The following is a 24758-nucleotide window of genomic DNA, read 5'->3' as shown; positions in this document are numbered from 1 at the left end:
TGTCGGCCGCGGAGACGACCTCATCAAGTCGTCCGGGCACCTGATCGGGCCCTTCGAGATGGAGAGCTCGCTGATGGAGCACGAGGCGGTGGCGGAGGCCGGCGTGATCGGCATCCCGGATCCGGTTGACGGCGAGGTGGTCAAGGCCTTCGTGGAACTAAAGACAGGGTGAGAGCCCAGCGAGGCCCTGCACCTGGACATTATCGGCTTCGCCCGCGGCCTGCTGCACCAGATGCTGCGGGTGCGGCGGTTCGAGGAGAAGTGCGTCGAGCTGTACTGCGCCGCATAGATCCGCGGGTTCATGCACGTCTGCATCGGCGAAGAGGCGGTGGCAGCCGGCGTTCTGGTGACGCTCGAACCGGAGGACGCCGTCGTGGCGACCAACCGCGAACACGACCACGCGCTGCTGCGAGGGGTCGCCGCCGGCGCAATCCTGGCCGAGATGTACGGATTCGAACAGGGATGCTGCCGGGGCCGCAGCGGGTCCATGCACCTTTTCGACGCGGCCACCCGGTTCTTCGGGGGCAACGCCATCGTCGCCGGCGGTCTTCCTCTCGCCATCGGTCTGGCTCTGGCCGACAAGATGGCGGGCCGTTCCCGCGTCACCGCCTGCTTCTTCGGCGAGGGCGCCGTCGAGGAAGCCACTCGGCGCGCCGTCGCCGCCGTGAGAGCCGGCGCCGGACCGCACTTCCTCGAGCTCCGCACGTACCGCTTCCGGGCGCACACGATGATCGACCCCGAGCGCTACCGCGAGAAGGCCGAGGTGGCCCAGTGGCTGGAGCGCGACCCGATCGACCTGCTGCGCGCCGCGCTGGAGGCCGACGGCGAGCTCCCCGAGCGCATGTGGGCCGACCTGCGGGCATCCGTGGACACCGAGGTGCAGGTCGCCGTCGACTTCGCCGAGGCAGGCACCGCGGAACCGGTCGAAAACCTCACCCGCCACGTGTATACCGAGAGAGACGTCACCGAGCAGGAACGATCATGAAACGGATGCCGAGATGAAAACCACCTATCGCGAGGCCATGCGGGCGGCCATCCGGGAGGCGATGGCGCGCGATGACCGGGTGTTCATGATGGGGGAAGACGTCGGGTCCCACGGCGGCTGCTTCGCGGTGAGCCTGGGTCTGCTCGAGGAATTCAGGCCCGAACGCATCCGGGACACCCCGCTCTCGGAAACCGGGTTCGTGGGGGCCGGGATCGACGCGGCCCTGGGCGGGATGCGCCCGATCGTCGAGATCATGACCGTCAACCCCAGTCTGCTCGCCCTCGGCCAGATCATGAACAACGCGGCGACCCTGTCCTACATGTCGGGCGGGCAGTTCAGTGTGCCCGTGGTGATCCGCATGACCACCGGCGCCGGGCGCCAGCTGGCCGCCCAACACTCGCACGGCCTCAAGGGCTGGTACGCACACATCCCGGGCCTGCGTATCCTCACCCCGTCGTCCCTGGCCGACGCCCACGGGGTGCTGTGGAGCGCCCTGCAAGACCCTGACCCGGTGCTGATCTTCGAGCATAGTTCGCTCTACAACACTGCCGGCGAGCTCGACGATGACGCCGGCGCGGTCGACATCGACACCGCGGTCGTGATCGACGAAGGTTGGCGCAGCGGCAGCATCTCGTCCGAGATCAGCGCACGCATCTCCGAAACAGCCTTCTTCGACCTGGATTCTCCGGTCGGCCGGGTCTGCAGCGCCGAGGTGCCGCTGCCCTACGCCCGGCACCCGGAGCAGGCCGCCCCGCCGTCGACCGCACGCGTCATCGCCGCCGCCCGGGAGGCGGTGGGCACCCGTGGGTGAGTTCCGGATGCCGGCGCTCGGCGCGGACATGGAGCAGGGCAGGGTGGTGGAGTGGCTGGTCAAGCCGGGCGACTACGTGCATCGCGGCGACATGGTCGCCGTCGTCGACACCGAGAAGGCGGACATCGACGCGGAGTCGTTCGAGGAGGGCGTGGTCGCCGAGCTGCTCGTCGAGGTCGGCACGACCGTTCCGGTCGGCGCACCACTCGCCCGGATCATCCAGACCCCGGCGGCCGAGGTCGAGCCCACGGTGCCGACCACGTCCGCGCCGGCCCCGGCGCTCGCCCGGGCGGTCCCGGTGCCGGGCTTCGTGTCTCCCCCTGAGCGCCAGCTTGCACACCGGCTCGGCGTCGACACCGACGCGTTGCACGGAACCGGGAAGCACGGCGCCCTCACCCGGGCCGACGTTGAGCAGGCCGCAGCCGCGCTGTCGACCGCCGAACAACCGTCTGCCCCGGCAGTAACCCCGCTGACGGTCCGCCGGGTGCGGTCCTCCCCGCTCGCGCGGCGCGTCGCCAAGAGTCTCGGCGTGGACCTGGCAGTCGTGCCGGGCACCGGCGCCGGGGGCGCCGTCACCGAGGCCGACGTGCGCAACGTCACCACCGCGCCACCCGTCGCAGAGCCGGCCGCCGCACCAGTGATCGCACCAACCGCCGGGCCAACCGCCGCTCCAACGGATGCCGCCGAGCGGGCCGCGGGCCTGCTCCGCGCCATCGGGTCGCTGATGGCGCGCTCGAAGAAGACCATCCCGCACTACTACCTGAGCACCACCCTGGATTTGCGGGCGGCACTGGCCTGGATGGAGCAGTACAACTCCGCCCGCCCGATCGCTGAGCGGCTCGTGCCGGCCGCCCTGCTCCCGAAGGCCTCCGCGCTGGCCGCCAGGGACGTCCCCGAGGTCAACGGCTTCTTCACCGAGGGTTCCTTCCAACCGAGCGCCGCAGTGCACCTGAGCGTAGCCGTGGCAGTGCGCCGGGGTGGCCTGGTTGCCCCCGCGCCGCACGACGCGGACACCCTGCCGCTGGAGGTGCTGATGAAACAGCTGCGGGACCTGGTGAGCCGGGCGCGCGGCGGGCGATTCCTCGCCCGGATCAACGAACTGTTGCAGAACCCGGAGGAGCTATGACCGAACAGACCGAACAGGAGGCCCGAGCGGCAGTGTATGCGGCCATCCGCCAGGTGGCGCCGGATGTCGACACCGACGATCTCGACGAGGGCGCGCGATTGCGCCAGGATCTGGAACTCGACTCGCTGGACTTCTTGCGGCTGATAAAGACGATCCACGAGGCGACAGGCGTTGACATCCCCGAGCGCGACTACGCGGTTGTCACAACGGTGCGAGTCCTGATCACCTATGTCGCCCTGCACGGTTGATTCAGTTCTCGAGCATTATTCGGTTTCTTCCCGGCCGAGTCAAGGCCCTCGACGCAGTCCCGCCCAGGATATGTACTGATGTTCCAGCCCGAACTGGAGGAACCCATGACCATTACCGCACATGCATCATCCGTTGCCACGTATAACCGTGCAGCGACGGACGCGTTCGGCGACTACCTGAGAAAAATTGGCAGCGTTTCGCTCCTCACCGCCGAGGACGAGGTCGACCTGGCCAGACGCATCGAAGTCGGCCTGTTCGCCGAGCAACGCAGCGAGCAGGGCGAAATTGAACCCTCTCTCCTCCGCGAGCTGGCCTGGCTTGCCCATGACGGCCGCCGCGCGAAGAACCACTTCATCGAAGCGAATCTGCGCCTGGTGGTCAGCATCGCCAAGCACTACTCCGGACGCGGAATGCCCATCATGGACCTCGTGCAGGACGGCAACATCGGCCTCGTCCGCGCCGTCGAAAAATACGACTTCATGACCGGCTACAAATTCTCCACCTACGCCACCTGGTGGATCCGCCAAGCCATCCACCGCGGCATGGCCGACAAATCCCGCATGATCCGCATCCCCGTGCACACCGCGGAGAAGCTCAACAAGATCAAGCGCATCCGCCGAGACCTCACCAGCACCCTCGACCGCGAACCCACCGTGGCGGAGCTCTCCGAGGCCTCGCAGATCCTGCCGGCCGATGTGATGCGCCTGCTGCGCTATGACAACGAGCCGATGTCCCTGCAGTCGCCGGTGGGCGATGGTCTCGGCGACATCTCCGAGCTGATCATCGACGACGACCTCCCCCAGCCCGAGGAGCATGCCGTGCTCACCATGCGGGCTTCGGACATCGTTTTCTACATGAGTGCCCTGCCGCCGCGGGAGCGGTCGATCCTGATGTCCCGGTTCGGTCTCGACGGGGGCGCGCCCCAGACGCTGGACCAGATCGCCGTCGTTCAGGGCGTGACCCGGGAACGGGTGCGCCAGATCGAGAAGCGCGCACTGGCCCTGCTGAAGGTGCCGTGCCTGGAACAGTACCTGCGCGATTGACCGCCTCTGGGCGGGGACCCGACCGGCTGACGCAGCGGCCGACGCGACTCGAGAAGTCACGTCAGCCGCTGTGGTCACTCCCCCTGCTCATCCATGGCGCCCAGTAGTTCCGGTCGAAGGCGATTTCACTGACCCTGCCCAGCGGCGCGTCGATCGGCATTAGGCGCTCGGTCGCGGGAAGCGCGAAAATGGGCTCATGTCCTCCGTAAGCGCTGCACCCAGGTCTCTGCCCGCATCCGTTCGAATCGGAGAGGGCCGCGGTGGCCTCACCGTGGTGAGAGTGGTCGGTCGCGCCGGCTCCGCCGAGATCTACCTGCACGGCGCGCACGTCACCGACTTCACCCCGGCCGGCGGCCGGCCGGTGCTTTTCCTGAGCGACCTGAGCCGGTTCGGGGCCACCGCCGCGATCCGCGGCGGCGTGCCGATCTGCTTCCCCTGGTTCGGTGCGAACGCGCTCGATGCGGCCGCGCCGTCGCACGGTTTCGCCCGCCTGATCGAGTGGGAGCTCGTGGACGCCCACGAATCCGACGACGACGTCGTGCTCACCTTCAGCCTCACCGACACTCCCGCCACACGCACCTCGGCTTGGCCCCACCGTTTCGAGGCCCGCTACACGGTCACCGTCGGCGCCCGCCTGACCCTCGCCCTCCGGGTGACCAACCGGGAGACGGATGCGCTCAGCTACGAAGAAGCGCTGCACACCTATCTGCGAGTGAGCAATGTGCGCGGCACGACGGTCTCGGGGCTGCAGGGCACCGCGTTCCTGAACCAGCTGACCGCTCTGACCGAGCCCGCGGAGAACAACCCCCTGGGCTTCGGCACCGAGACGGACCGCCTCTATCTGGGCAGCCGCGGCAGCGCCACCGTCGCCGACCCGGACGGCCGCACCGTCACGATCGAATCCGACGGATCCGACAGCACCGTGGTCTGGAACCCCTGGGCCGACAAGGCCGCCCGGATGAGCGACTTCGGCGACGACGAGTGGCCTGGCATGGTCTGCGTGGAAACCGCGAACGTACGCCGGGACCAGGTACGTCTGGACGCCGGCCAGAGCCACACGACGACCGTCGAGTTCGCGGTTTCGGCCTGAGAACCGACCTTCGGGACTGCCCCGCAAAAACTTTCTTTCGGCGCTAGCGTGACGAATTCCCGTCGACCCACGTCATACTAGTGTCGCCCGGCTCGTGCCACGCGCCGCGACAGATTGGAGCATGCCATCGTTGAACAGACGACCTCCGCACGACCAGCCGTCCCCTTAACCGGACCAGGGACGACTGTCATCGCCGATGGCGTCGTCGCGAAGGTAGCCGGCATCGCCGCACGCGAGGTGCCGGGCGTTCACGCGCTCGGCGGAAGCGCGGCCCGGGCTCTCGGCGCCATCCGGGAAGCCCTCAGCGTCGCCGACCTCTCCCCCGGGGTGAGCGTCACCACCGAGGGCGCCGCGGCATCCATCGCGATCTCCATCGTCGTCGAGTACCCGCACGAACTGCAGAAGGTCGCGGGCGCAGTGCGCAACGCGGTCGAGACGGCGATCGAGACAATCGTCGGCATGCAGGTCACCTCGGTCGATGTGACCGTCAAGGACGTGCACCAGGCGTCAGATGACACGGTCGCGGACGTCGACGAGGCAGACACCCCGGACTAATCCGGCTCTTTTCCCCACTTCACCAGAACTGGCCTTCATCAGTTCGCAAACAACAGAGAGACGCAAGGACAAATTATGGGCTTCATCGGATTCCTTATTCTCGGACTCATCGCCGGCGCAATCGCCAAGGCAATCCTGCCGGGCAACCAGGGCGGCGGCTGGGTCATCACCCTCATCCTCGGCGTGCTCGGCGCGTTCCTCGGTGGTTTCCTCGGCTCGGTCATCTTCGGCACCGGTCTCGAGAACTTCTTCGACATCTCGACCTGGCTTCTCGCCATCGCCGGCTCCGTCATCGTTCTCGTGATCTACGGCGCACTCACGGGGCGTCGTCGCCGGGCCTAAGTCACGGCAGCGCGACAAGCGCGCACGAACGGGCGCACTATTAGGGGGTGCTCCGGTTCGTTCGCGCTTTTTTTTGTTGATTTGTGCCTGCCGGCGTCCGATTGCCGGCATTCTGCGTGCCGGTGGCGTCAGTCGCCGGCGACGTCGTGCAGGTGGTGCACCGGATCGTGCACGAAATATTGCCCCATCGTGGTGACGGTGAACCGGGCACCGTCGCTGCGGCGACCGGTTCGGCCGTGGTCTGCGGGCGAAACGGCGGCGAAAGAGCCGGCGACGGATGCCGCGGCTTCGGCGAGTTCGCGGGCCACGACCGCCGGCTCCTGCTCGTTATAGCGCTCCATCACCGCGGTGGCGTCCTGGTCCCAGTTCGGGAAAGCCGGGTCGTCCTCGGCGAGCATGAGGGTGAGACGCTCGTCGAAGATGCGGAACACGTCGCGAACATGGGCCGCGTATTCCAGAGCAGACCAGGTCTGCTCGTCGGGGCGCGACGCGACATCCATTCGCTGCAGCACCGGCTGCCAGCGGGCCGCGTTCTCGCGCACCAGCCGCGGAATGTGCGCGAAATCGACGTCGGCGGCGGAGAAACCGCACTCCGGGCAGGGGCGCTCCAGCACCCAGGTCCAATCTTTTATATCCGCGCTGATTCCCATCCGGTGATCCTATCCGGCGGTCACGGCTACGCACCGGTGTCCGGCCAAACCGAACCGTCGTTGATTCCGAACAATGGGCGAGCACGGATGCACCGTGACATCTACTGGAGGTCTTCTCATGCGTACATCCCCCAACCGCATCATTGCCACTGTTTTCGGTGCCGTCTACGTTCTGGTCGGCGTGCTCGGTTTCTTCGTGACCGGCGGCGTCGACTTCTTCGCCACCGATGGCGGCCTGCTTCTCGGCATCTTCGCGGTCAACCCTCTCCACAACACGGCCCACCTCCTGATCGGCGCAGCACTGTTGATCGCCGGCCTGGCCACGGCCCCCGCCGCAAAGGCCGTCAACACCACGGTCGGTGCGGTGTACCTGCTCCTCGGAATTGTCGGTTTCTTCATCGCCGACACCGCGCTCAACATCCTCGCCCTCAACACGGCCGACCACTTCCTGCATCTGACCAGCGCCATCGTGCTGCTTGGAGCCGGTCTCGCAGCCGACAAGACGGTACCTCGCACGGTCACCGTCTAGCCCACGCGCGCCACCCACACCGCGGACAGGAATCCCATGACGCAGATCACGCGCCTCTGGATCGCTTTCGCCGCCCTCGGGGCAGGGATTATTCACCTGGCCGTGGGCGCCGGCGCTCCAGCCCTGCTCGCCGTCACCTTCGTCGGGCTCGGCGTCGCCGAGCTCTGCTGGGGTGTGGCGACGCTCGTGCGAGGAAGGCATCTTTGGCCGAACCAGGCCCTCGTCGCCGCCCTTCTCCCGGGCGTCGTTTGGGCTGCAATGGTGGCGCTCCGCAGCACCTCGGCGGTGCCGGCCGACGCCACAGTGCTGCCGGTCTTCCCAATGACCATCGCCACCCTGTTCGGCGTGTTCGTGGCCGTCTCCCTTGCCCTCACCCGGCGGCGTGCCAGATGCCGGGCGGCGGCATCCGACACCCCTGCCGGGGTGACCGGGGCGACCGAACCCGCACCGCAGGGCTGGCGTTTCCTGGCCGCGCTGACGCTCGGCGGCCTGCTGGTTTCCGGCCTGACCACTCCGGCCCTGGCCGCGACGGATGCCGGCACTCAGGCGGTCCCGCACGGGTCCCACGGTCACTCGGGCCCCGCCGTTCTGCCCGGCGCACCGCACTCCCACCACTGACCGGCTGCGGGCCAAAGATAATTCCCGGGTCTCGCTGGGCCCGGCAGCCCTTCTAGTCCGGCTGCTGCGATCCGCAGACGGCGACAGCCCGGATTTCGCTGGCGATTTGGTTTTCGGTCCAGGGCAGGTTCAGCTGGGGTGCCGGCACCTCTCCGGACGCGGGCGCAGCGCCGGCGACCGCGGCAAGTCGGCGGGCGACCGCCTCGGCGAATCCGCGGCCGGAGGTCGAATTATTGAAGGCGACCACTACCGTGAGTCCGCTGACCGGGTCGGCCATCGCCGCCGAAATGAAACCGGGGATCTCCCCGGACTGACCGAGCAGCGGGCCGAACCGCTCGACCCCGAGGCCGTGTTGATGCCAGGAGAGGGCTCCGGCACCCGGCAGAACCGGCGCCCACTGCGCATCCGTCGATGTTTTCGACAGGAGGGTCCCCGCGGCCAGCGCCTGCGCCCAGATCTTCAGGTCGTCGAGGTTCGAGACCGCCCCCGCCGCCACTCCGCCCACCGAGGGCGACAGCTGCGTCACATCGAGCACGCTCCCACAGCGGGCCCTGCCGACCGGATCAAGGGCCGCGGCATAGCCGCGGGGACTCGGCCCCGGGATCGCAAGCTCGCCCGGCGATGGCAGGCTGGTGTTCGTCATGCCCAGCGGTTCGAACACGTAGTGCCGGTAGAGCCACGGCCAGTCGCGTCGGGTTGCCTGCTGCAGGGCGAGACCGAGCAGCACGACCCCGGTATCCGACGCGGACCAGGTTCCGCCGGGCAGCGCCACCCGAGGTGCGCCCGTGCCGCTCGCGATAACTTCGCGCGTCGACCATTTGCGACTGGGGTTGGCCATAATCTGCGGAGCCATCAGTGAGGCGTGATCGGCCAGGCCGGACGTGTTGCGGCAAAGCTGCCCGAGGGTGATTTTGTCCAGCCCCACCACCCGGGGCACGTAGTCGGACACCGGATCCTCCAAGCGCACCTGCCCCTCCTCGACGAGCCGGAGCAGCACCGTGCAGGTCAGCGCCGTCGTGTTGGTGCCGATCCGGAATCGCATCTCCGGGGTGAGGGCACCCGGTGTCGTCCTCGAGACGGACCCGGGCGACGCGACCCAGGTGCCGGCCCACGGCGCCCAGACACCGGCAATGGCCCCCGAGGAACCGGACAGGGTCTTCGCCTCGGCGAGCACGTCATCCAGCCGGGACGTGACCTCGGACGAGAACGGGGCCGCCGCCTGCGCGCGGGCCTCCGGGGACGCATCCGTCGCCGCGGTGCACGCCGTCAGCACGAGGGCGGCACTCACGACGAGAGCCGGCACGCGGTGGTGGCGTGTGTGGGGGCTCGCGTGACGAGGTGCGGAGCCGGCTGGTACAAGGCCGGCTGCGGCTTGGCTGATCGGTGCCTGTCCGAGCTTCATCGCCTGACCCCCGTCGCGTCGCGGCCCACACAGGAGCGCCCCTGCACGACGGAGTGTACCCACGCCGCCGTCCGGCCGCACCGTATTGCTGCCGGCGGCCCCCCGGCTCTCGCTCTTGCCCCTACTGCCGCCCTCGTCCCTAACGAATTCGACGGAGATTTTGGGCTAGAGACTCTAGTTTTGGGCTGTTCTGCACCGTTTTCGGCAAAATCTCCGTCGAATTGGTGCGTAGGCAGCGGCGGGAGAGGCAGCCGCGAGAAGGGCAGCCGCGGCGGTAAACACGGGGCTAGTCGGCGGGGGTGACCGGGCAGGGGGTCTCGGTAGCGCGCGGGCCGCGCATGAACCGCTGCACGTTCTCGTCCACGATCATGTCGCTCGGGCGCAGCGGACGGGTCAGATAAAGGCCGTCCAGGCTGGTCAGCCGGCTGAGGGCCACATAGGTTTGGCCGGGGCTGAACACGCGCGCGCCGAGGTCGACGACCGCGCGTTCATAGGTGGCGCCCTGCGATTTGTGGATGGTGACTGCCCACGCCAGCCGCAACGGGAACTGCGTGAACTCGGCGATGACGTCTTTGCGCAGCTTCTTCGTGGTCGGGTTGTAGGTGTACTTGAACTTCTCCCACACCGCCGGTTCGACCTCGTGCGTTTCGCCGTCGATGTCCACGTACACCGTCGAATCGACCCGAGTGACGGTGCCGATGCTGCCGTTCACCCAGCGCGGGCCGCCGTCCTGGTTGGAGTCGTTGCGCAGAAACATGACCTGCGCCCCGACCTTCAGCTCGAGCACCTCGTCGGCGGGGAATGTGCGCCCGCCGAAGTCGCCGGTGACGTCGGCCTTGGCGGTCAGCGCCTTGCCGGGGAGGCGTTTGAGACCGGATGCGTTGATCCGGTTCACGGAATCGTTGCGGGTGGCCAGCGTGATCACGCCCTCCCTCGGCGGGGTGCGGGCGCCCGCGGCGTTGAGCGCGCCGCCGATCTCGGCCGTGACCTGCCCGTGCCGCACCGCGTTGAGCATGTGTTTGAAGTCGGCGTCGCGCTGCCGGTGCACCTCGGTGAGCTCGAAGATGCGCAGGTCGGCGACCTGCCAGACCTTCGCGTCGAAGAACCACATCGACCGGTAGGTGTCCGCGAAGTAGGCACGCTCGTCGGAATCCCCCGGCACCGGGGCCAGCTGGTACGGGTCGCCGAAGAGCACGATCTGCGCGCCGCCGAACGTGTCGTTCGGCCGTTGCCGCGCCTGACGCAGGCTGCGGTCGATCGCATCCATCAGGTCGGCGTTGACCATCGACACCTCGTCGATGACGACCGTGTCGATCGTGTTGAGCAGTTTGCGTACCTGGTCGGACTGGTCGATCGCGTTGTCGGCGATCACGCCGATCGGCAGGCGGAACAGGGAGTGGATGGTCTGGCCGCCCACGTTCAAGGCCGCCACCCCGGTGGGAGCGGCAATCACGATCTGCTTGCTCGTGTTCCAGGCGAGGTGATTAAGCAGCGTCGACTTGCCGGTGCCGGCGCGCCCGGTCACGAACACGTTCTGCCGGGTTCCCTCGATGGCCTCGAACACTTCGGCCTGCTCGCGCGACAGCGGAATCTCAGACACGGGGGCGCTTTCGATGGGGTGCGGACGGGACATACCACTGTATCCGGCCCGGCTGCACGAGTCGGCCCCGGTCTACGGGTTGGTGGAGAACCGGCCCCGTAGGATGTGGGGGTGAGCAACCGGGACGGCAGGCGCCGGCGTAACGAGCGGCGCGCCATCGTGGCCGTGGTCATCGTTGCCGCCCTCCTTGGCGCAGGCCTGGTCGCGACGATCGGGTCGCTCAACCGCGACCTCTACAGCGCCGGCAGCTTCGTGGGGCAGTATCTCGGCGCCCTGGCCCGCAAAGACACCGCCAGTGCGCTGCTGCTTCCCGGGGTCAAACCCACGGCTGCGGAGCTCAAAGCGGCCGCGCTGCCGAAGGACCTGCCGGACACCCTGCTGCGGAACTCTGTGCTGGGGGAGCTCACCGACATCCGTCTGACCGCTGACGACGAGTCGGCCGACGGACGGCACACGGTCGACTACGAGTTCCGGCTGAACGGCACACCCGCGGCGATGACCTTCCAGGTGGAGAGCGCCGGCACGTTCTTCGGCGTTTTCGACAGCTGGCGCTTCACCACCAGCCCGCTGGCCGTGCTGCGAGTGAACGTGCTGCAGCAGGCCACGTTCTCGGTGAACAGGCTGACCCTCGACACGCGTGCGCACGCCGCCGATGGCGCGCCGAAAATGTTCTCGAACCAGGCGGCCTACCTGGCCTTCGCACCAGCCCTCTACTCGTTCGAGCACACCTCCACCCTGCTCGACGCGGCCTCGCAGACGGTGCCGGTCGTCGCGTCCGGGGTGACGGATGTCACGGTCGACGCCCAGCCCAACGCCCAATTCATCGGTCAGGTCCAGGCCGAGCTGGACCGTTTCCTCGACGATTGCACCACGCAACAGGTGTTGCAGCCCACGAACTGCCCATTCGGCATCGAGATCAACGACCGGGTGCGAGACGACCCGATCTGGTCGATCGCCCAGTATCCCCCAGTCACCCTCGTGGCCGGCGACTCCACCTTCGAGATGCCCGACACCGAGGGGCAGGCGCACATTGTGGTGGAGGTGCAGTCGCTTTTCGACGGCGATGTCGAGGTGCGGGATGAGGACGTGGCCTTTGCGGTCGCGATCAGCGTGACCGTGAACCCGGACGGGTCGCTCGCTCTCCAGCTGCGCTGACCGGCGGCGGCTGCCCTGCTGAACGCTTTCTTGCTACTCCGAGCGGTCGTGCGCGGCGAGGCGGGCCAGGCCAGCGTTGTACTGGAGCAGTTCGGCGTCGCCCGTGCGGGCGGCGTTTCGGTCCTTGCGGCGGGTTTCCTTCTCGTCGCTGCGGCTCCATTGGATGGCCACCGCAATGGCCAGGGCGATCGTTGGGATTTCGCCGACGCTCCAGGCGATGCCACCGCCCATCTGCTGGTCCTCGATGCCGCTGAGCCCCCAATCGCGCCCCATGGCCCCGTACCAGTCGGCGAGGAGCAGCCCGGTACCCGTCATCATGGTGACACCGAAGAAGGCGTGGAAGGCCATCGTGCCCAGAAGAAGAAGCAGGCGGCCGGCGTAGGGCAGGCGGTAGGGCACCGGGTCGACGCCGATCAGCGACTGCACGAACAGGTAGCCGGTGATCAGGAAGTGCACGATCATCCACTCGTGGCCGATGTGGTCGGTCGTCGCCCAGCTGAATAGCGAGGAGTAATAGAACACCCAGAGTGAACCGGCGAAGAGCACAGCTGCGACCAGCGGATTGGCCAGGAACCCCGCGTACGCCGAGTGCACGGCCAACAGGATCCACTCGCGGGCGCCGCGGCTGCCATCCTGCCGCTTGCGGATGGCCCGGGCGGCGAGAGTGACCGGCGCCCCGGGCACCAGAAAGACGGGCACGAGCATGGTCAGGGCCATGTGCATGAGCATGTGGGAGGAGAAGAGGTACTTCGCGTAGAGGTTCGCGCCGCCGTTGGTGATGTAGAACAGGATCAGCATGCCGGTCACCCAGAGCACGGTGCGGAAGACGGGCCACTTATCGCCGCGGCGGGCCAGGCGGCGCACCCCGGCCACGTAGAAGAAGATGCCGAACGCGCAGAACAACACCCAGGCCAGGTCGAAGTTCCACTCGGTGAAGTAGCGGCTGAAAGTGAGCGGCGGTGGCAGGAGCTCGCCGGTCAGGATCTGGGCGGGCGTCGAGGTGGGAATCTCGGTCGCCGTGATCTGCTCGACCGGCGTCGCGGTCTTGGCGAGGGCGGCGGCAGCCCCGGAGGCGAGCCCCATGAACGCCAGTTCCGTGACGATGAGCCACCAAAACCAGACGTTCCGGCGGGGTGCGGGGGTCTGGGCGTCTGCGGGGGTGCTCCGCAACATCCGCCCGATCACGTACCGGCGTTGCAGCACGCCGAACACGCCGAGCACGGTGAGGGCGAAGACCTTGACCAGAACGAGGATGCCATAGGGCGAGAGCAGCCGGTCCCAGGCACCCAACCGCAGTTCGGCGCCGACGTAGCCGGACGCAGCGACGACGATGAAGGAAACGAGGGCGAGCGAGGAGTAGCGCGCGATGACCGGATCGAGGCGGCCGCCGGCCAACTGCTTGCGCAGCACGATGATGGTCAGCAGCCCGCCCAGCCAGACCGCGGCGAAGACCAGGTGCAGACCCAGGGCGGTGATGGCCACGTCGTGCCCCTCGGCGCCGGCCGCGTGCCCCTGTAGTGCAATCGGCACCAGGGCCCCCACGGCGAGGACCGTGACGAAGACGAGCCCGGTCAGTGAACGCACCGCGAAACACAAGACGGTGACGAAGGCCGCGATCAGGGTGGTGATCAGCCAGGCCTGGCCGATCTCGATGTCGCTGAAGAACTGCCCGGCGGTGGCGCTGAACCGGTCATCGAAGCTGAGCGGAATGGTCGTCACCTGCAGGAAGGTGAAGAAACCGGTGAGGGCGGATGCCACGGTGAAGACGGCGGCGGACCCGGCGGCGAAATCGAGGGCCGCGTTGTATTCGGGTTCCCGAGGGCTCAGGGCGAAAAGGGTGAGCACAAGGGCGCCGATGGTGCCGGCGGCGCTGAGGTTGACGAGGAGCTTGGCCAGCGGGAGACCCCACCGCACGACTGGTCCCGGATCGGCCAGCAGTTGCGCCGAAGCGCCGCCACCGTAGGCTAGCGCGACGAGCGTCGCCAGCGTCGCGACCAGCAGAAGCACTGCCGGACCGGAGATACGCACGAGACGAGGCACTGACTCAGCCTAACCGTGCCCGGTGGACGCACGCTCCACGAGGCACGCTGACGTGTGACGTCACAGACGAAAGCAGGGCGCCGACCGAAGGCGACGCCCTGCTTTCTTGGTTCGCGACCTACTTGGCGGCAGCCTTGAGCTTGCTACCAGCGGTCAGCTTGACGCGGTGGCCCGCGGCGATGGCGATCTCTTCGCCGGTCTGCGGGTTGCGGCCGGTGCGCGCTGCGGTAGCGGTGCGCTCGACTCCAAGCCAGCCCGGGATCGTGACCTTGCCGTCGTTCGCGACGGTGTCGGCGAGAGTTGCAAAGAAAGCGTTCAGAACGCTGTCAACTGCAGCCTGGCTCTGGCCAGAGTCTGCGGCAACCTTGGCAACGAGCTCGGTCTTGTTCAGCGACTTGTCAGCCATTGAGTGTCCTCCTCGGACCTTTGTCTGTAAAAACAGGGATTCACGTATTGCGGGCGACGCTCCGAGGAGCGACTCCGTTTGGCCGGTTGGACCGGGTTGAATCTAGCAGACAACCGCGGAATTCCGCGGATTTGCGGCGTTTCTAGCCGGTTTGGCTGCCGTAACGGCTTCATTTTCGCTGTGGGCGAAAAAAGAGGATGCCGACCGGAGTCGACATCCTCTCGCTTCAGAACCGAGGTTCCGAATGACCGGCTAAGCGGCTTGGTGCGTTGTTACCAGCTGGACTTGGTGATGCCGGGCAGTTCGCCGCGGTGAGCCATGTCGCGGAAACGCACGCGGGAGATTCCGAACTTGCTGAGGTGTCCACGGGGACGACCGTCGACCGCGTCGCGGTTGCGCAGGCGAACCGGCGACGCGTTGCGGGGAAGCTTCTGCAGGCCGAGGCGAGCAGCTTCACGGGACTCATCGGTGCCGGCCGGGTTGACGAGGGCCTTCTTGAGCTCAAGGCGCTTCGCGGCGTAGCGCTCGACGATAACCTTGCGCTGGTTGTTCTTGGCAATCATGCTCTTCTTCGCCATTTTTAGCGCTCCTCACGGAAGTCAACGTGCTTGCGCACTACGGGGTCGTACTTCTTGAGTACGAGACGGTCGGGGTCGTTGCGACGGTTCTTCTTGGTCACGTAGGTGTAACCGGTGCCAGCCGTCGAACGGAGCTTGATGATCGGGCGGACGTCATGCTGCTTGGCCATTAGATTTTCTCCCCACGAGCGAGAAGGTCCTTTACGACCGATTCAATGCCACGAGCGTCGATCACCTTGATGCCCTTGACGGACAGGGTCAGCGTGACGTTGCGGCGAAGCGACGGTACGTAGTACTTCTTGGTCTGAACGTTCGGGTCGAAGCGACGCTTGGTGCGTCGGTGCGAGTGCGAAATGTTGTGTCCGAAGCCGGGAACGGCGCCGGTCACCTGACAAGTAGCTGCCATGGTTCTCCTCCAATACCGAAGGGCGACTGCCCTTCCCAAGATCTCTTGTCGGCTGGCGTGACTACGCTTCCGCGAAGCGGAAGCGAGCGAACCAGCAGTGCACGCACAGATATGCGCAGCAGCACGTAACATTACGCGGTGCTCTCCCCCAGCGCAAACTGAACCAAATTCGACGGAGATTTTGCCGATTCAGGCCCTAAAGCCGGCAAAACCGGGTTGTGGGGGCAGAATCTCCGTCGAATTCGTTCGGGGCGAGGACGAGTCCGGCGCGCGGAGCCCGGCGCGCGGAGTCCGGCGCGCGGAGTCCGGCGCGCGGAGCCCGGCGCGCGGCGGTGGGCCTAGTCCACGGATGCGGCGGAGCAGGCCGCGCAGAGACCGAACACGTCGACCACGTGGGCGGCCTGGCTGAAGCCGTGCTCGGCGGCCACGTTCTTGGCCCAGTTTTCCACGGCGTCCGCTTCGATCTCGACGGTGAGTCCGCAGTTGCGGCAAATCAGGTGGTGGTGGTGGTCGGTCGTGCTGCAGGCGCGGTAGAGCGCCTCACCGTCAGGCGACTGCAGCGAGTCGGCCTCGCCCTCGCCGGCCAGGTCGGCCAGGGCCCGGTACACCGTGGCCAGGCCGATGGGCGAACCGGTGGCGTGCAGGCTGGCGTGCAGACCCTGGGCGCTGACGAATCCCTCGGCGTCGCTGAGTGCGGTGCGCACGGCCTCGCGCTGCCAGGTGTTTCGCTTCATGCTTTCAACCGTAACCGCGCCCGGACCAGCCGGCGACCGCCCAGGGCCACCAGGAAGAAGACGGCCGCGGTGAGGGCGATCGCTGGCCCGGCGGCCACGTCGATCGCCCGGGACAGGAGCACTCCGACCAGGCCGGCGGCCGCGCCCAGCACCGGAGCGAGAACCAGGATCTGGGTGGCGGTGCGCGTGACCAGGCGCGCGGCGGCGGCCGGGGCCGCGATCAGCGCGATCGCGAGGATCGCCCCGACGGCCGGCATTGCGGTGACCACGGTGGCGGTGATCAGGGCGAGGGTGAGCAGCTCGATCGGCCATTCCCGGAATCCGGCGGCGCGGAATCCGCTCGGGTCGAAGGTAGAGAACAGGATCTCCTTGCCCAGCAGCACCATCACGGCCACGGCCACCCCGAGCACGCCGACGGCCAGCCAGACGTCACCGGTCGTGACGGTGAGGATTGACCCGACCAAATAGGAGTCGACCTGCACCGGCAGCGACGGGTTGAGGGCCTGCAGAAGCACGCCGAGCGCGAAGCCCGCGGTGAGCAGGATGCCGGACGCCACCTGGGTGCCCTGCCGCTTCACCCGGCCGATCAGGGTCATGATGCCGACGATGAGGATGCTCGCCAGGGCCGCCCCGAGTGGGATGCTCACGCCGACGATCGTGGCGGTCACGGCGCCCGGGAAGGTGGCGTGGGTGAGGGCCTGGGCGAAGAAAGTGCGGCGGCGCAATACGACGAGGGATCCGACCAGCCCGCTGAGGGCGCCGATCACGGCGGCCGCGAGGAGTGCCTTCTCGAAGTAGCCCATCACGTCACCAGCTGTTCGTGCGGCGGCGGGGTGTGCGGCTGCGGGGACAGCGGCGGCGGGGTGCGCGGCGGCGGGGTGCGCTGCGGCCGAAGACGGGGCGAACCCAGCCGCCGAAGACCGTCGATGGACAGGCGCAACAGCAGCACCACGGCGTAGCCGGCGACCAGCACCAGCACCACGGTCGCGCCGCTGGACAGGTCGAGACCGGCCTGCACGGATGCCTGGAAACCGAGCACGAGCCCAAGCCAGGCACCGAGGGCCGCGAAACAGGCCGCGATCGGGAACAGCAGCCAGAGCCGGTCAGTGATGAGCCGGGCCACGGCGCCGGGCACGATCAACACGGCCAGGACGAGGAGGTTGCCGACGGCGCTGGAGGCCGCGACGACCACGAGGGCGATGGCCACGTTGAGCACGAGGTCGAGCGCGAGCGTGCGGTAGCCGGCCGCGGCGAAGCCGACCCGGTCGAAGGCGCGGAACACCTCCTCCTTGAGTGTGAACCCGATCAGGACCAGCGCCACGAGGCAGATGGCGACGGTCTGCACGACCTCATTCGGGCTGACCGTGAGGAGGCGGCCGAAGAGAAGCTGCTCCAGCTGGCCGACGTAGTTCGTCTCGCGGGAGACCAGGATGATGCCCACGCTGAACATGGCGGTGAAGACGATGGCGATCGCGGCATCCGAGGACACGGACTGGCGCACGATCAGGGTGAGGGTGACCGCCGCGAACAGGGCGGCGACCATCGCGCCGGCGAACAGCCCCTCGCGCCCACCCCAGACGAAGCCGATCGCGATGCCGGGGAAGACCGCGTGGGTGAGACCGTCGCTGATGAACTCGAGGCCCCGCAGATTGACCAGCACCCCGACGACGCCGGCTACCAGGCTGAGCGCACCCAGCACGAAGAGGGCCCGGGTCATGAACGGCAGGGCAAAGGCGTCGATCAGCGGGCTGAGGAAGTCCATCTCAGTGACCGGTGTGCCCGGGCACAACCACGGTGTGCTCGTCGATCTCCACGCCGACCTCTCGGAACGTGCGCTGCACGTTCTCCAGGATCAGCACCGACTCGCGCGGCCCGAACGCCACCTGGGCGCCATTGAGCAGCAACACCTGTTCGCAGACCTCGCGGGCGAGCTGGAGGTCGTGGGTGGAGACGACCACGGCCACCCCCTCCTCCTTCAAACGCTTGACGGTGCCCACGAGCGCGTCCCGATTCTGCTGGTCGAGGCCGTTGAACGGCTCGTCGAGCAGCAGCAGGCGGGGCCCCGCGGCCACGGCCCGTGCGAGCAGTCCGCGCTGCTGCTGGCCGCCGGAGAGTTCCCCGAAGCGGGTTTTCGCGCGATGCGCGAGGCCCACCGCGTCGAGTGCACGGGCCACGGCCTGACGGTCGCGCTTACCGGGCAGGCGCAGCCAGCCTAGCGAGCGGTAGCGCCCCATCATGACGACCTGCTCGAGCGTGACCGGGAACTGCTGGTCGATCTCGTCGGCCTGCGGCACGTAACCGATGGATCCGGCCGGGGCCGCTGCCGCTCCCAGCACCTCGACGGTGCCGCTCACGCGCTGGATCAGGCCGAGGATGCCCTTGAGCAGCGTGGACTTGCCGGACCCGTTGGGCCCGATCAGCGCCACGGCCTCGCCGGCGTGCACCTCGAAGTCGATGTCGGCCAGGGCAGGGCTCTGGCCGTAGGAAAAGGAGGCGCCCGCCACCTTGAGCGCGACAGGCGCGCTCGGCCGTACTTGAGAAGGGTTCTCGATCACTGACTAACTATCGCAGGTCTGCGGGCACCGCGGTGGGCTCGGCTCCCCAGGATTCGAGGATCAGGCCGACGTTGTGCAGCTGCGAACTGATGTAGGTGGCGCCGTCACTGTGCCGCGCACCGAGGGAGTCGCTGTAGAGCGCGTCCTCCCCCGAGTACACGCTGACGCCGGCCTCGCCGGCGATGGTGTCGGCGGCCTTCGGGCTGATCGAGGCCTCGGAGAAGACCGCCTTGACCCCGGTGGCCGTGATGGCGTCGACGAGTTCGTCGATCGCGGCGGCGCTGGGCTCGGCGTTGTCATCGAAGCTCGGGATGATGGAGCCGACGTAGGTGATGCCGTAGGCCTCGGTGAAGTAGCCGAATGCGTCGTGGTTGCTCACGAGCAGGCGCTGCTCGGCGGGCACGGCGTCGATGTTGGTACGGATCCAGTCGTCGAGCTCGGCCAGCCGGCCGGTGTAGGCGGTCGCGTTGGCCTCGACGTCCGGGGCCAGGTCCGGCTGGGCATCACTGAGGCCCGTGGCGATGGTGACGGCCATGGTCTCGGCATTGGACACGTCGGTCCAGATGTGCGGGTTGCCGCCCTGGTGGGAGTGCTCGGCGTCATCCGTCGCGGCCTTGTCGTCGGCGTGGTCCTCTTCGCCGGCTGCGATGTCCTGGATCTCGATGCCCTCGTCGGAGTCGATCGTCACGCCGTCGAAACCGCTGGCGCTGATTGCGTCGTCGAGCCACTCCTCGAGGCCGACCCCATTGATCACGAGCACATCGGCCTCACCGAGGGCTGTCAAGTCGGCCACGGACGGATCATAGCTGTGCGCGCTCTGGTTGGGCTGGATGAGCTGGGTCACTACTACGCCCGCGGTGTCGCCGACGACGTTGCGGGTGAGGTCCGCCACCTGGGTGGTCGTCGCGACCACCTTGAGGTCGCCGGCGGCGGCGCCATCCGCCGAACCGCCGGTCGGAGTGCAGCCGACCATGGTCAGCGAGGCAACGGCGGCCAGGGCGGTGAGGACGAATCGATTGTTGATCACAGGGCCGACGTTACGCCTAATGATAATGATTGTCAACACCAATAAGAGCCGCCGCCGGGATCTCCTCCGGGACCTTACTCGAGCAGCAGCGCGGGCTCCTCAATGATGCTCGCGACATCCGCCAGGAAGCGGCTCGCGACATCCCCATCGACCACGCGATGGTCGAAGCTCGCGCCGATGGTCGTCACCTGACGCACCCGCACCTCGCCGTCGACGACCCACGGTTTGGGCTTGATCGTTCCGAGGGCCACGATGCCGGCCTCGCCGGAGTTGAGGATGGGCGTGCCGGTATCCATGCCGAAGACACCGATATTGGTGATCGTGATCGTGCCGTTCGACATCTCCGCCGGCGAGGTCTTGCCGTCCCGCGCGGTGAGCGTGAGCTTCTCAAGGGCGCGGGCCAGTTCAAGCAGGCTCATGTCCTGCGCTTCCTTCACATTGGGCACGATGAGCCCACGGGGGGTGGCCGCGGCGATGCCCAGGTTCACGTAGTGCTTGATCACGATTTCCTCGTCGGTGAAAACCGAGTTGACCGTGGGGTTGCGCCGCACGGCCCAGATCATGGCTTTGGCCATGATCAGCATCGGGGACACGCGCACGCCCGCGAAGTCGGTGGACGCCTTGAGCCGCTTGACGAACTCCATGGTGCGGGTGGCGTCCACGTCGACGAAGAGGCTCACGTGCGGTGCGGTGAAGGCGCTGGAGGCCATGGCCTGGGCGATGGCCTTGCGCACGCCTTTGACCGGGACGCGCTCCTCACGGTCGCTGGGCCATTCCGGCGTCTGGATGTTGCGGAACACGCTGGCCTGGGTGGCCTCCCGCAGCACGTCCTCGCGGGTGACGTCGCCGACCGGGCCGGTCGCCTCGACCAGGGACAAGTCCACACCGAGGTCCTTGGCCAGCTTGCGGATCGGCGGCTTGGCGACGACGGGGCCCGCGGATGCCGCGCGCGGCAGGTGCGGGAGCTGCGAAGTGGCCGGGCGCGTGGGGTGCACGGGCGGCGGCGCGATCGACTCGTGGGCGACGGGGGTGACCCCGTGGCGCTTGCGCCGGGTGGGCATGGTCGCCGCGGCGCCGCGCCCGACCAGGACCGCGCCCGGCGTCTCGGCCGGCTCGTCCGTGATGGTGGAGCCGGCATCCGCTGCCGCGCTGGCCAGCTCGCCCGCGCGGTTCGCGATCGCACTGCTCGACGCAGACGCGACGGCGACGGTCTCGGCCACGATGGTGATGATGACCGTTCCGACGTCGACGGTCGTGCCGGGTTTCACCAGGATCTCCCCGACCACGCCGACGTACGGCGACGGCAGCTCGACGAGCGACTTCGCGGTCTCGATCTCGACCAGCACCTGGTTGATCGACACGGTGTCGCCGGGCGCCACCTTCCACTCCACGATTTCGGCCTCGGTGAGACCCTCGCCGACGTCGGGCAGTGTGAATTTCGACACGCTCATCGAGTACGCTCCTTGCGATTGGTGAGGCGAGAAGCCCTGGTGCGACTCATATCAGTAGGAGAGGGCGCGGTCGACGGCCTCGAGCACGCGGTCCGGGCTGGGCAGGAAGTGCGTCTCGACGGCGGCCGGCGGGAACGGGGTGTCGAAACCGGAGACGCGCAGCACGGGAGCCTCGAGCAGGTAGAAGGCCTTCTCCATGACGGTCGCGGCGATCTCCGATCCGACGCTGACGAAGCCGTGGGCCTCCTGGGCGACGACCAGATGCCCGGTCTTCTCGACCGACGCGAGGATGGGACCGTAGTCGATCGGCGAGATTGAACGCAGGTCGATGACCTCGACGCTGGTTCCCTCCGCCGCCGCGAGATCCGCCGCCTGCAGCAGGACGCTGACCATGGCGCCGTGGCCGACGACCGTCGCATCCGTGCCGCTGCGTACCACGCGGCTGGCGTGCAGGGGCGTGCCGCTCTCGGCGAGGTTCACCTCACCCTTGGGCCAGTAGCGGCTCTTGGGCTCGAAGAAGATGACCGGGTCGTCGGAGGCGATGGCCTCCTGCAACATCCAGTAGGCGTCGTGCGGGTTCGACGGGCTGACCACGCGCAGGCCCGGCGTGTGCGCGAAGTACGTCTCCGGGCTCTCCTGGTGGTGCTCGATCGACCCGATGTGGCCGCCGTAGGGGATGCGGATCACGACGGGCATGGAGACCTCACCCTCGTGCCGGTTGCGCATCCGCGCCAGCTGGCTGGTGATCTGGTCAAAGCCGGGGAAGACGAACCCGTCGAACTGGATCTCGCAGACCGGGCGGTAGCCGCGCAGGGCCAGGCCGATGGCCGTACCGATGATGCCGGACTCGGCCAGCGGGGTGTCGAGCACGCGCTTGTCGCCGAATTCGGCGATCAGACCCTCGGTGACGCGGAAGACCCCGCCCAGCGGGCCGATGTCCTCGCCCATCATCAGCACCCGGGGGTTGTCGCGCATGGCCTGGCGCAGGCCCGCGTTGAGGGCCTTCGTCATGGGCAGGTTCGCCGTTCCGGTGCCGGGAATGGCCCGCTTGGCGGCGGCCGGGTGTTCCGGGGTCGGCATCGCGGTGGTCGGTGTGGCGAGGCCGGTGGTGCTCGTCACGATCGTGTCGCTCACGCGTCGCCTCCTTCGAAGGATGCCTCGTAGTGGTCGAGCCAGGCCTTCTGTTCCTGGATCAGCGGGTGGGGTTCGGCGTAGACGTTGTCGAAGATGACAGCCTTCTCCGGGGAGTGGATGTCGAGGGCCCGGCGGCGCACATCCGCGGCGTAGTCGTCGGCCTCCATGTCGACGGCGTCGAGGAACTCCTGCTCGACGCCCAGGCCCTGCAGGTAGCTGCGGAAGCGCACGATCGGGTCGCGGGCCACCCAGTAGGCCAGCTGCTCCGGGTCGCGGTACTTGGTGGGGTCGTCGGCCGTGGTGTGGGCACCGACTCGGTAGGTCAGGGCCTCGATCAGGGCGGGGCCGTGGCCGGCGCGGGCGTCGTCGAGGTGCTTGGCCGTCACCGCGAAACTGGCGAGCACGTCGTTGCCGTCGATCTGGGTGCCGGGCATGCCGAAGCCGGCGGCACGCAGGTAGAGCGGAGTGCGGGACTGCCGGGTCACGGGCACTGAGATGGCCCAGTGGTTGTTCTGCAGGAAGAAGACCTGCGGGGTCTGGTAGCTGGCGGCGAAGACGAGCGCCTCGTTGGCGTCGCCCTGCGACGAAGCTCCATCGCCGTAGTACACGATGACGGCCTGGTCGGTCTCGGGATTGCCGGTCGCGGTCGCGCCGTCGAGCTGCATGCCCATCGCGTAGCCCGTGGCGTGCAGGGTCTGCGAGGCCAGCACAAGGGTGTACAGGTGGAAGTTGCCGTGGTCCTCGGGGGTCCAGCCGCCGAGGGTGACACCGCGCAGCATCCGCAGGATATCGACGGGGTCGAGTCCGCGGATCATGCCGACAACGTGCTCGCGATAGGACGGGAACACGTGGTCCTGCGGCCGGGTTGCGTAGGCGGAGCCGACCTGGGCGGCCTCCTGGCCGTGGCTGGGCACCCAGAGGGCCAGCTGGCCCTGCCGCTGCAGGTTCGCGGCCTCGGTGTCGAACCGGCGCACCACCACCATGTCGCGGTAGAACCGCCGATGGTCGGCCTCGGTCAGTCGATCGAGGTAGGGCAGGAACTCGGCCGCGGAATCGCTCGGGGCGAAGACACCCTCCGGGGAGAGCATTCGCACCGTGGGAGAGGCACTCGGGGTCGCTGACACCGTACTAACCTAGCCCTCGGGCAGGGTGCCCCGTTGGTAGATCGTCAACAATGTCGGCGCAAATACCCAGGAGCTTCTCCACGGATTCTTCCTCACCGATCGAAATTCGGATGCCCTCGGGGAACGGGCGCACGATCAGGCCGACGGCCGACAGGACATCGGCGATGTCGGCGGTGTCCTCAGCGGTGGGCAGCCAGATGAAGTTTCCCTGAGGCACCGGAATGTTCCAGCCCTGCTCGCTCAGCAGGCGCCAGACCCGGTCGCGCCGCTCGGTCAGGGCACGCACCCGCCGCAGCAGCTGGTCGGCGGCGTCGAGAGAGGCGATCGCGGCCGCGCCGGCAACACCTGTGACCGAGAGCGGGATCGCGGTGGACCTCGCCGCATCGAGCACGGCGACGGGACCGAGGGCGTAGCCGACGCGCAGGCCGGCCAGGCCGTAGGCCTTGGAGAAAGTGCGCAGCACGACCAGGTTCGGGAACCGGGACAGCAGTGGCAGGCCGGTGACCGCCTCGGGGTCGGTGACGAACTCGCAGTAGGCCTCATCGAGGATGACGAGGAGGTCCGGCGGGACGACGGCCATGAACGATTCGAACTCGTCGCCCGTGACGGCAGTCCCGGTCGGATTGTTCGGGCTGCAGATGATGACGACGCGGGTATGGTCCGTGATGCGGGTGGCCATCTCGGGCAGGTCGTGGCCATGGTCGGCCCGGTTCGGAACCTGCACGCTCGTGGCACCGGCGACGGTGACCAGACCGGGGTAGGCCTCGAAGGAGCGCCACGAGTAGAGCACCTCGTCACCCGGTCCCGCGGCGGCGAGGATGAGCTGGGCCAGGAGGGCCACGGAGCCGGCACCGATGTGCACCTCGTCGACGCTCAGGCCGAACTGCGTGGCCAGCCGTTCGCGCAGGGCCAGCGCCGAGGCATCCGGGTACCGGTTGTACGCGGTCTCGGCGTTCACGGCGGCGATGACGCCGGGCAGCGGATCGAAGGGGTTCTCGTTGCTCGAGAGTTTGAACGCGCTGGCTGCGGCAGCTTGACCCTGCCGATAGGCCGGGAGGGCGACAATCTCGGGGCGCAGGCGGACCGAGGGCGGGTCTGATGGGCTCACTCGGCGATTCTACGCCGCGGCATATTCACGTGGCCGCATG

The 24758-nt window shown here is 68.0% G+C and carries 29 protein-coding genes; 12 read left to right on the top strand and 17 right to left on the bottom strand.

The window, feature by feature from the left end; all coding sequences use genetic code 11:
• Positions 1-58: 58 nt before the first annotated feature.
• The 9 genes from E3T25_RS17825 (at position 59) to E3T25_RS16000 (ending at position 6201) form a co-directional block, all read left to right on the top strand.
• Positions 59-172 carry an AMP-binding enzyme gene (locus E3T25_RS17825; RefSeq protein WP_338145489.1) on the top strand — a complete coding sequence of 38 codons (114 nt, stop codon included), beginning with the start codon at positions 59-61 and terminating at the stop codon, positions 170-172.
• A gap of 129 nt (positions 173-301) precedes the next feature.
• Positions 302-985: a thiamine pyrophosphate-dependent enzyme gene (locus tag E3T25_RS16035; protein ID WP_338145488.1), complete on the top strand. Its 684-nt coding sequence runs from the start codon at positions 302-304 to the stop codon at positions 983-985.
• A gap of 13 nt (positions 986-998) precedes the next feature.
• Positions 999-1796 (top strand): alpha-ketoacid dehydrogenase subunit beta, encoded by a 798-nt coding sequence (locus E3T25_RS16030; RefSeq protein ID WP_134375351.1) that lies wholly within the window; start codon positions 999-1001, stop codon positions 1794-1796.
• The gene (locus E3T25_RS16025) at positions 1789-2922 is read left to right on the top strand and encodes an E3 binding domain-containing protein (RefSeq protein WP_134375349.1); all 1134 of its coding nucleotides are present in this window, start codon (positions 1789-1791) and stop codon (positions 2920-2922) included. Before E3T25_RS16030 ends, E3T25_RS16025 begins: the two co-directional genes overlap by 8 nt.
• The gene (locus E3T25_RS16020) at positions 2919-3170 is read left to right on the top strand and encodes an acyl carrier protein (RefSeq protein WP_104099739.1); all 252 of its coding nucleotides are present in this window, start codon (positions 2919-2921) and stop codon (positions 3168-3170) included. Before E3T25_RS16025 ends, E3T25_RS16020 begins: the two co-directional genes overlap by 4 nt.
• 78 nt (positions 3171-3248) lie before the next feature.
• Entirely contained in the window at positions 3249-4214 is a 966-nt protein-coding gene (locus E3T25_RS17105; RefSeq protein ID WP_241980919.1) for a sigma-70 family RNA polymerase sigma factor, read from the top strand.
• 196 nt (positions 4215-4410) lie between these two features.
• Positions 4411-5304 (top strand): D-hexose-6-phosphate mutarotase, encoded by an 894-nt coding sequence (locus E3T25_RS16010; protein ID WP_134375347.1) that lies wholly within the window; start codon positions 4411-4413, stop codon positions 5302-5304.
• 114 nt (positions 5305-5418) lie between these two features.
• Entirely contained in the window at positions 5419-5859 is a 441-nt protein-coding gene (locus tag E3T25_RS16005; protein ID WP_134375345.1) for an Asp23/Gls24 family envelope stress response protein, read from the top strand.
• A 75-nt stretch (positions 5860-5934) separates the two neighbouring features.
• Positions 5935-6201, top strand: coding sequence for a GlsB/YeaQ/YmgE family stress response membrane protein (locus tag E3T25_RS16000; protein WP_104099742.1), 267 nt, complete (start codon positions 5935-5937; stop codon positions 6199-6201).
• Positions 6202-6329: 128 nt separating this feature from the next.
• Here the strand turns inward: E3T25_RS16000 and E3T25_RS15995 are convergent, their stop codons facing one another.
• On the bottom strand, positions 6330-6851 hold the full coding sequence (locus E3T25_RS15995) for a DinB family protein (protein WP_134375343.1): 522 nt from the start codon (positions 6849-6851) through the stop codon (positions 6330-6332).
• A gap of 118 nt (positions 6852-6969) precedes the next feature.
• On the opposite strand from E3T25_RS15995, the gene E3T25_RS15990 reads away from it, so the two are divergent.
• A complete protein-coding gene (locus E3T25_RS15990) occupies positions 6970-7380 on the top strand; it encodes a DUF4383 domain-containing protein (protein WP_104099744.1) in 411 nt (136 codons plus the stop codon).
• 36 nt (positions 7381-7416) lie between these two features.
• Entirely contained in the window at positions 7417-7998 is a 582-nt protein-coding gene (locus tag E3T25_RS15985; RefSeq protein ID WP_134375341.1) for a hypothetical protein, read from the top strand.
• A gap of 52 nt (positions 7999-8050) precedes the next feature.
• Here the strand turns inward: E3T25_RS15985 and E3T25_RS15980 are convergent, their stop codons facing one another.
• Positions 8051-9286, bottom strand: coding sequence for a serine hydrolase domain-containing protein (locus E3T25_RS15980; protein WP_166786028.1), 1236 nt, complete (start codon positions 9284-9286; stop codon positions 8051-8053).
• 400 nt (positions 9287-9686) lie between these two features.
• The gene (locus E3T25_RS15970; RefSeq protein ID WP_134375337.1) at positions 9687-11000 is read right to left on the bottom strand and encodes an ATP-dependent DNA helicase; all 1314 of its coding nucleotides are present in this window, start codon (positions 10998-11000) and stop codon (positions 9687-9689) included.
• A gap of 111 nt (positions 11001-11111) precedes the next feature.
• Between E3T25_RS15970 and E3T25_RS15965 the strand changes: the two genes are divergently transcribed.
• Positions 11112-12155, top strand: a complete 1044-nt coding sequence (locus tag E3T25_RS15965) for a hypothetical protein (protein ID WP_134375335.1) — start codon at positions 11112-11114, stop codon at positions 12153-12155.
• Between the two features lie 33 nt (positions 12156-12188).
• On the opposite strand, the gene E3T25_RS15960 is transcribed toward E3T25_RS15965, so the two are convergent.
• From E3T25_RS15960 to E3T25_RS15895, 14 genes are all read right to left on the bottom strand, one after another.
• Positions 12189-14195, bottom strand: a complete 2007-nt coding sequence (locus tag E3T25_RS15960; RefSeq protein ID WP_174843030.1) for a bifunctional copper resistance protein CopD/cytochrome c oxidase assembly protein — start codon at positions 14193-14195, stop codon at positions 12189-12191.
• A 118-nt stretch (positions 14196-14313) separates the two neighbouring features.
• On the bottom strand, positions 14314-14601 hold the full coding sequence (locus E3T25_RS15955; protein WP_104099750.1) for an HU family DNA-binding protein: 288 nt from the start codon (positions 14599-14601) through the stop codon (positions 14314-14316).
• Between the two features lie 272 nt (positions 14602-14873).
• Complete coding sequence (rpsN, locus tag E3T25_RS15950) at positions 14874-15179, bottom strand: 30S ribosomal protein S14 (RefSeq protein WP_104099751.1); 306 nt, start codon at positions 15177-15179, stop codon at positions 14874-14876.
• A gap of 2 nt (positions 15180-15181) precedes the next feature.
• Positions 15182-15349, bottom strand: coding sequence for a 50S ribosomal protein L33 (gene rpmG / locus E3T25_RS15945; protein WP_104099752.1), 168 nt, complete (start codon positions 15347-15349; stop codon positions 15182-15184).
• Positions 15349-15585, bottom strand: a complete 237-nt coding sequence (rpmB, locus tag E3T25_RS15940) for a 50S ribosomal protein L28 (protein ID WP_104099753.1) — start codon at positions 15583-15585, stop codon at positions 15349-15351. The genes rpmG and rpmB overlap by 1 nt, the downstream gene beginning before the upstream one ends.
• A 338-nt stretch (positions 15586-15923) precedes the next feature.
• Complete coding sequence (locus E3T25_RS15935) at positions 15924-16319, bottom strand: Fur family transcriptional regulator (RefSeq protein ID WP_134375333.1); 396 nt, start codon at positions 16317-16319, stop codon at positions 15924-15926.
• Complete coding sequence (locus E3T25_RS15930; RefSeq protein WP_104099755.1) at positions 16316-17122, bottom strand: metal ABC transporter permease; 807 nt, start codon at positions 17120-17122, stop codon at positions 16316-16318. The genes E3T25_RS15935 and E3T25_RS15930 overlap by 4 nt, the downstream gene beginning before the upstream one ends.
• Entirely contained in the window at positions 17122-18081 is a 960-nt protein-coding gene (locus tag E3T25_RS15925) for a metal ABC transporter permease (RefSeq protein WP_134375331.1), read from the bottom strand. The genes E3T25_RS15930 and E3T25_RS15925 overlap by 1 nt, the downstream gene beginning before the upstream one ends.
• A 1-nt stretch (position 18082) precedes the next feature.
• Positions 18083-18874, bottom strand: a complete 792-nt coding sequence (locus tag E3T25_RS15920) for a metal ABC transporter ATP-binding protein (protein WP_104099757.1) — start codon at positions 18872-18874, stop codon at positions 18083-18085.
• A 7-nt stretch (positions 18875-18881) separates the two neighbouring features.
• The gene (locus E3T25_RS15915) at positions 18882-19901 is read right to left on the bottom strand and encodes a metal ABC transporter substrate-binding protein (RefSeq protein WP_198412275.1); all 1020 of its coding nucleotides are present in this window, start codon (positions 19899-19901) and stop codon (positions 18882-18884) included.
• Positions 19902-19975: 74 nt separating this feature from the next.
• Positions 19976-21352 carry a dihydrolipoamide acetyltransferase family protein gene (locus tag E3T25_RS15910; RefSeq protein ID WP_134375329.1) on the bottom strand — a complete coding sequence of 459 codons (1377 nt, stop codon included), beginning with the start codon at positions 21350-21352 and terminating at the stop codon, positions 19976-19978.
• Positions 21353-21403: 51 nt separating this feature from the next.
• The gene (locus E3T25_RS15905) at positions 21404-22363 is read right to left on the bottom strand and encodes an alpha-ketoacid dehydrogenase subunit beta (RefSeq protein WP_233191201.1); all 960 of its coding nucleotides are present in this window, start codon (positions 22361-22363) and stop codon (positions 21404-21406) included.
• A 119-nt stretch (positions 22364-22482) separates the two neighbouring features.
• Positions 22483-23574 carry a thiamine pyrophosphate-dependent dehydrogenase E1 component subunit alpha gene (locus E3T25_RS15900; protein WP_134375385.1) on the bottom strand — a complete coding sequence of 364 codons (1092 nt, stop codon included), beginning with the start codon at positions 23572-23574 and terminating at the stop codon, positions 22483-22485.
• A 40-nt stretch (positions 23575-23614) separates the two neighbouring features.
• Positions 23615-24718 carry a histidinol-phosphate transaminase gene (locus E3T25_RS15895; protein WP_134375327.1) on the bottom strand — a complete coding sequence of 368 codons (1104 nt, stop codon included), beginning with the start codon at positions 24716-24718 and terminating at the stop codon, positions 23615-23617.
• Between the last annotated feature and the right edge of the window lie 40 nt (positions 24719-24758).

This window comes from Cryobacterium sandaracinum, assembly GCF_004403415.1.
Lineage (GTDB): Bacteria > Actinomycetota > Actinomycetes > Actinomycetales > Microbacteriaceae > Cryobacterium > Cryobacterium sandaracinum.
This window is presented reverse-complemented; position numbering and strand designations above follow the sequence as displayed.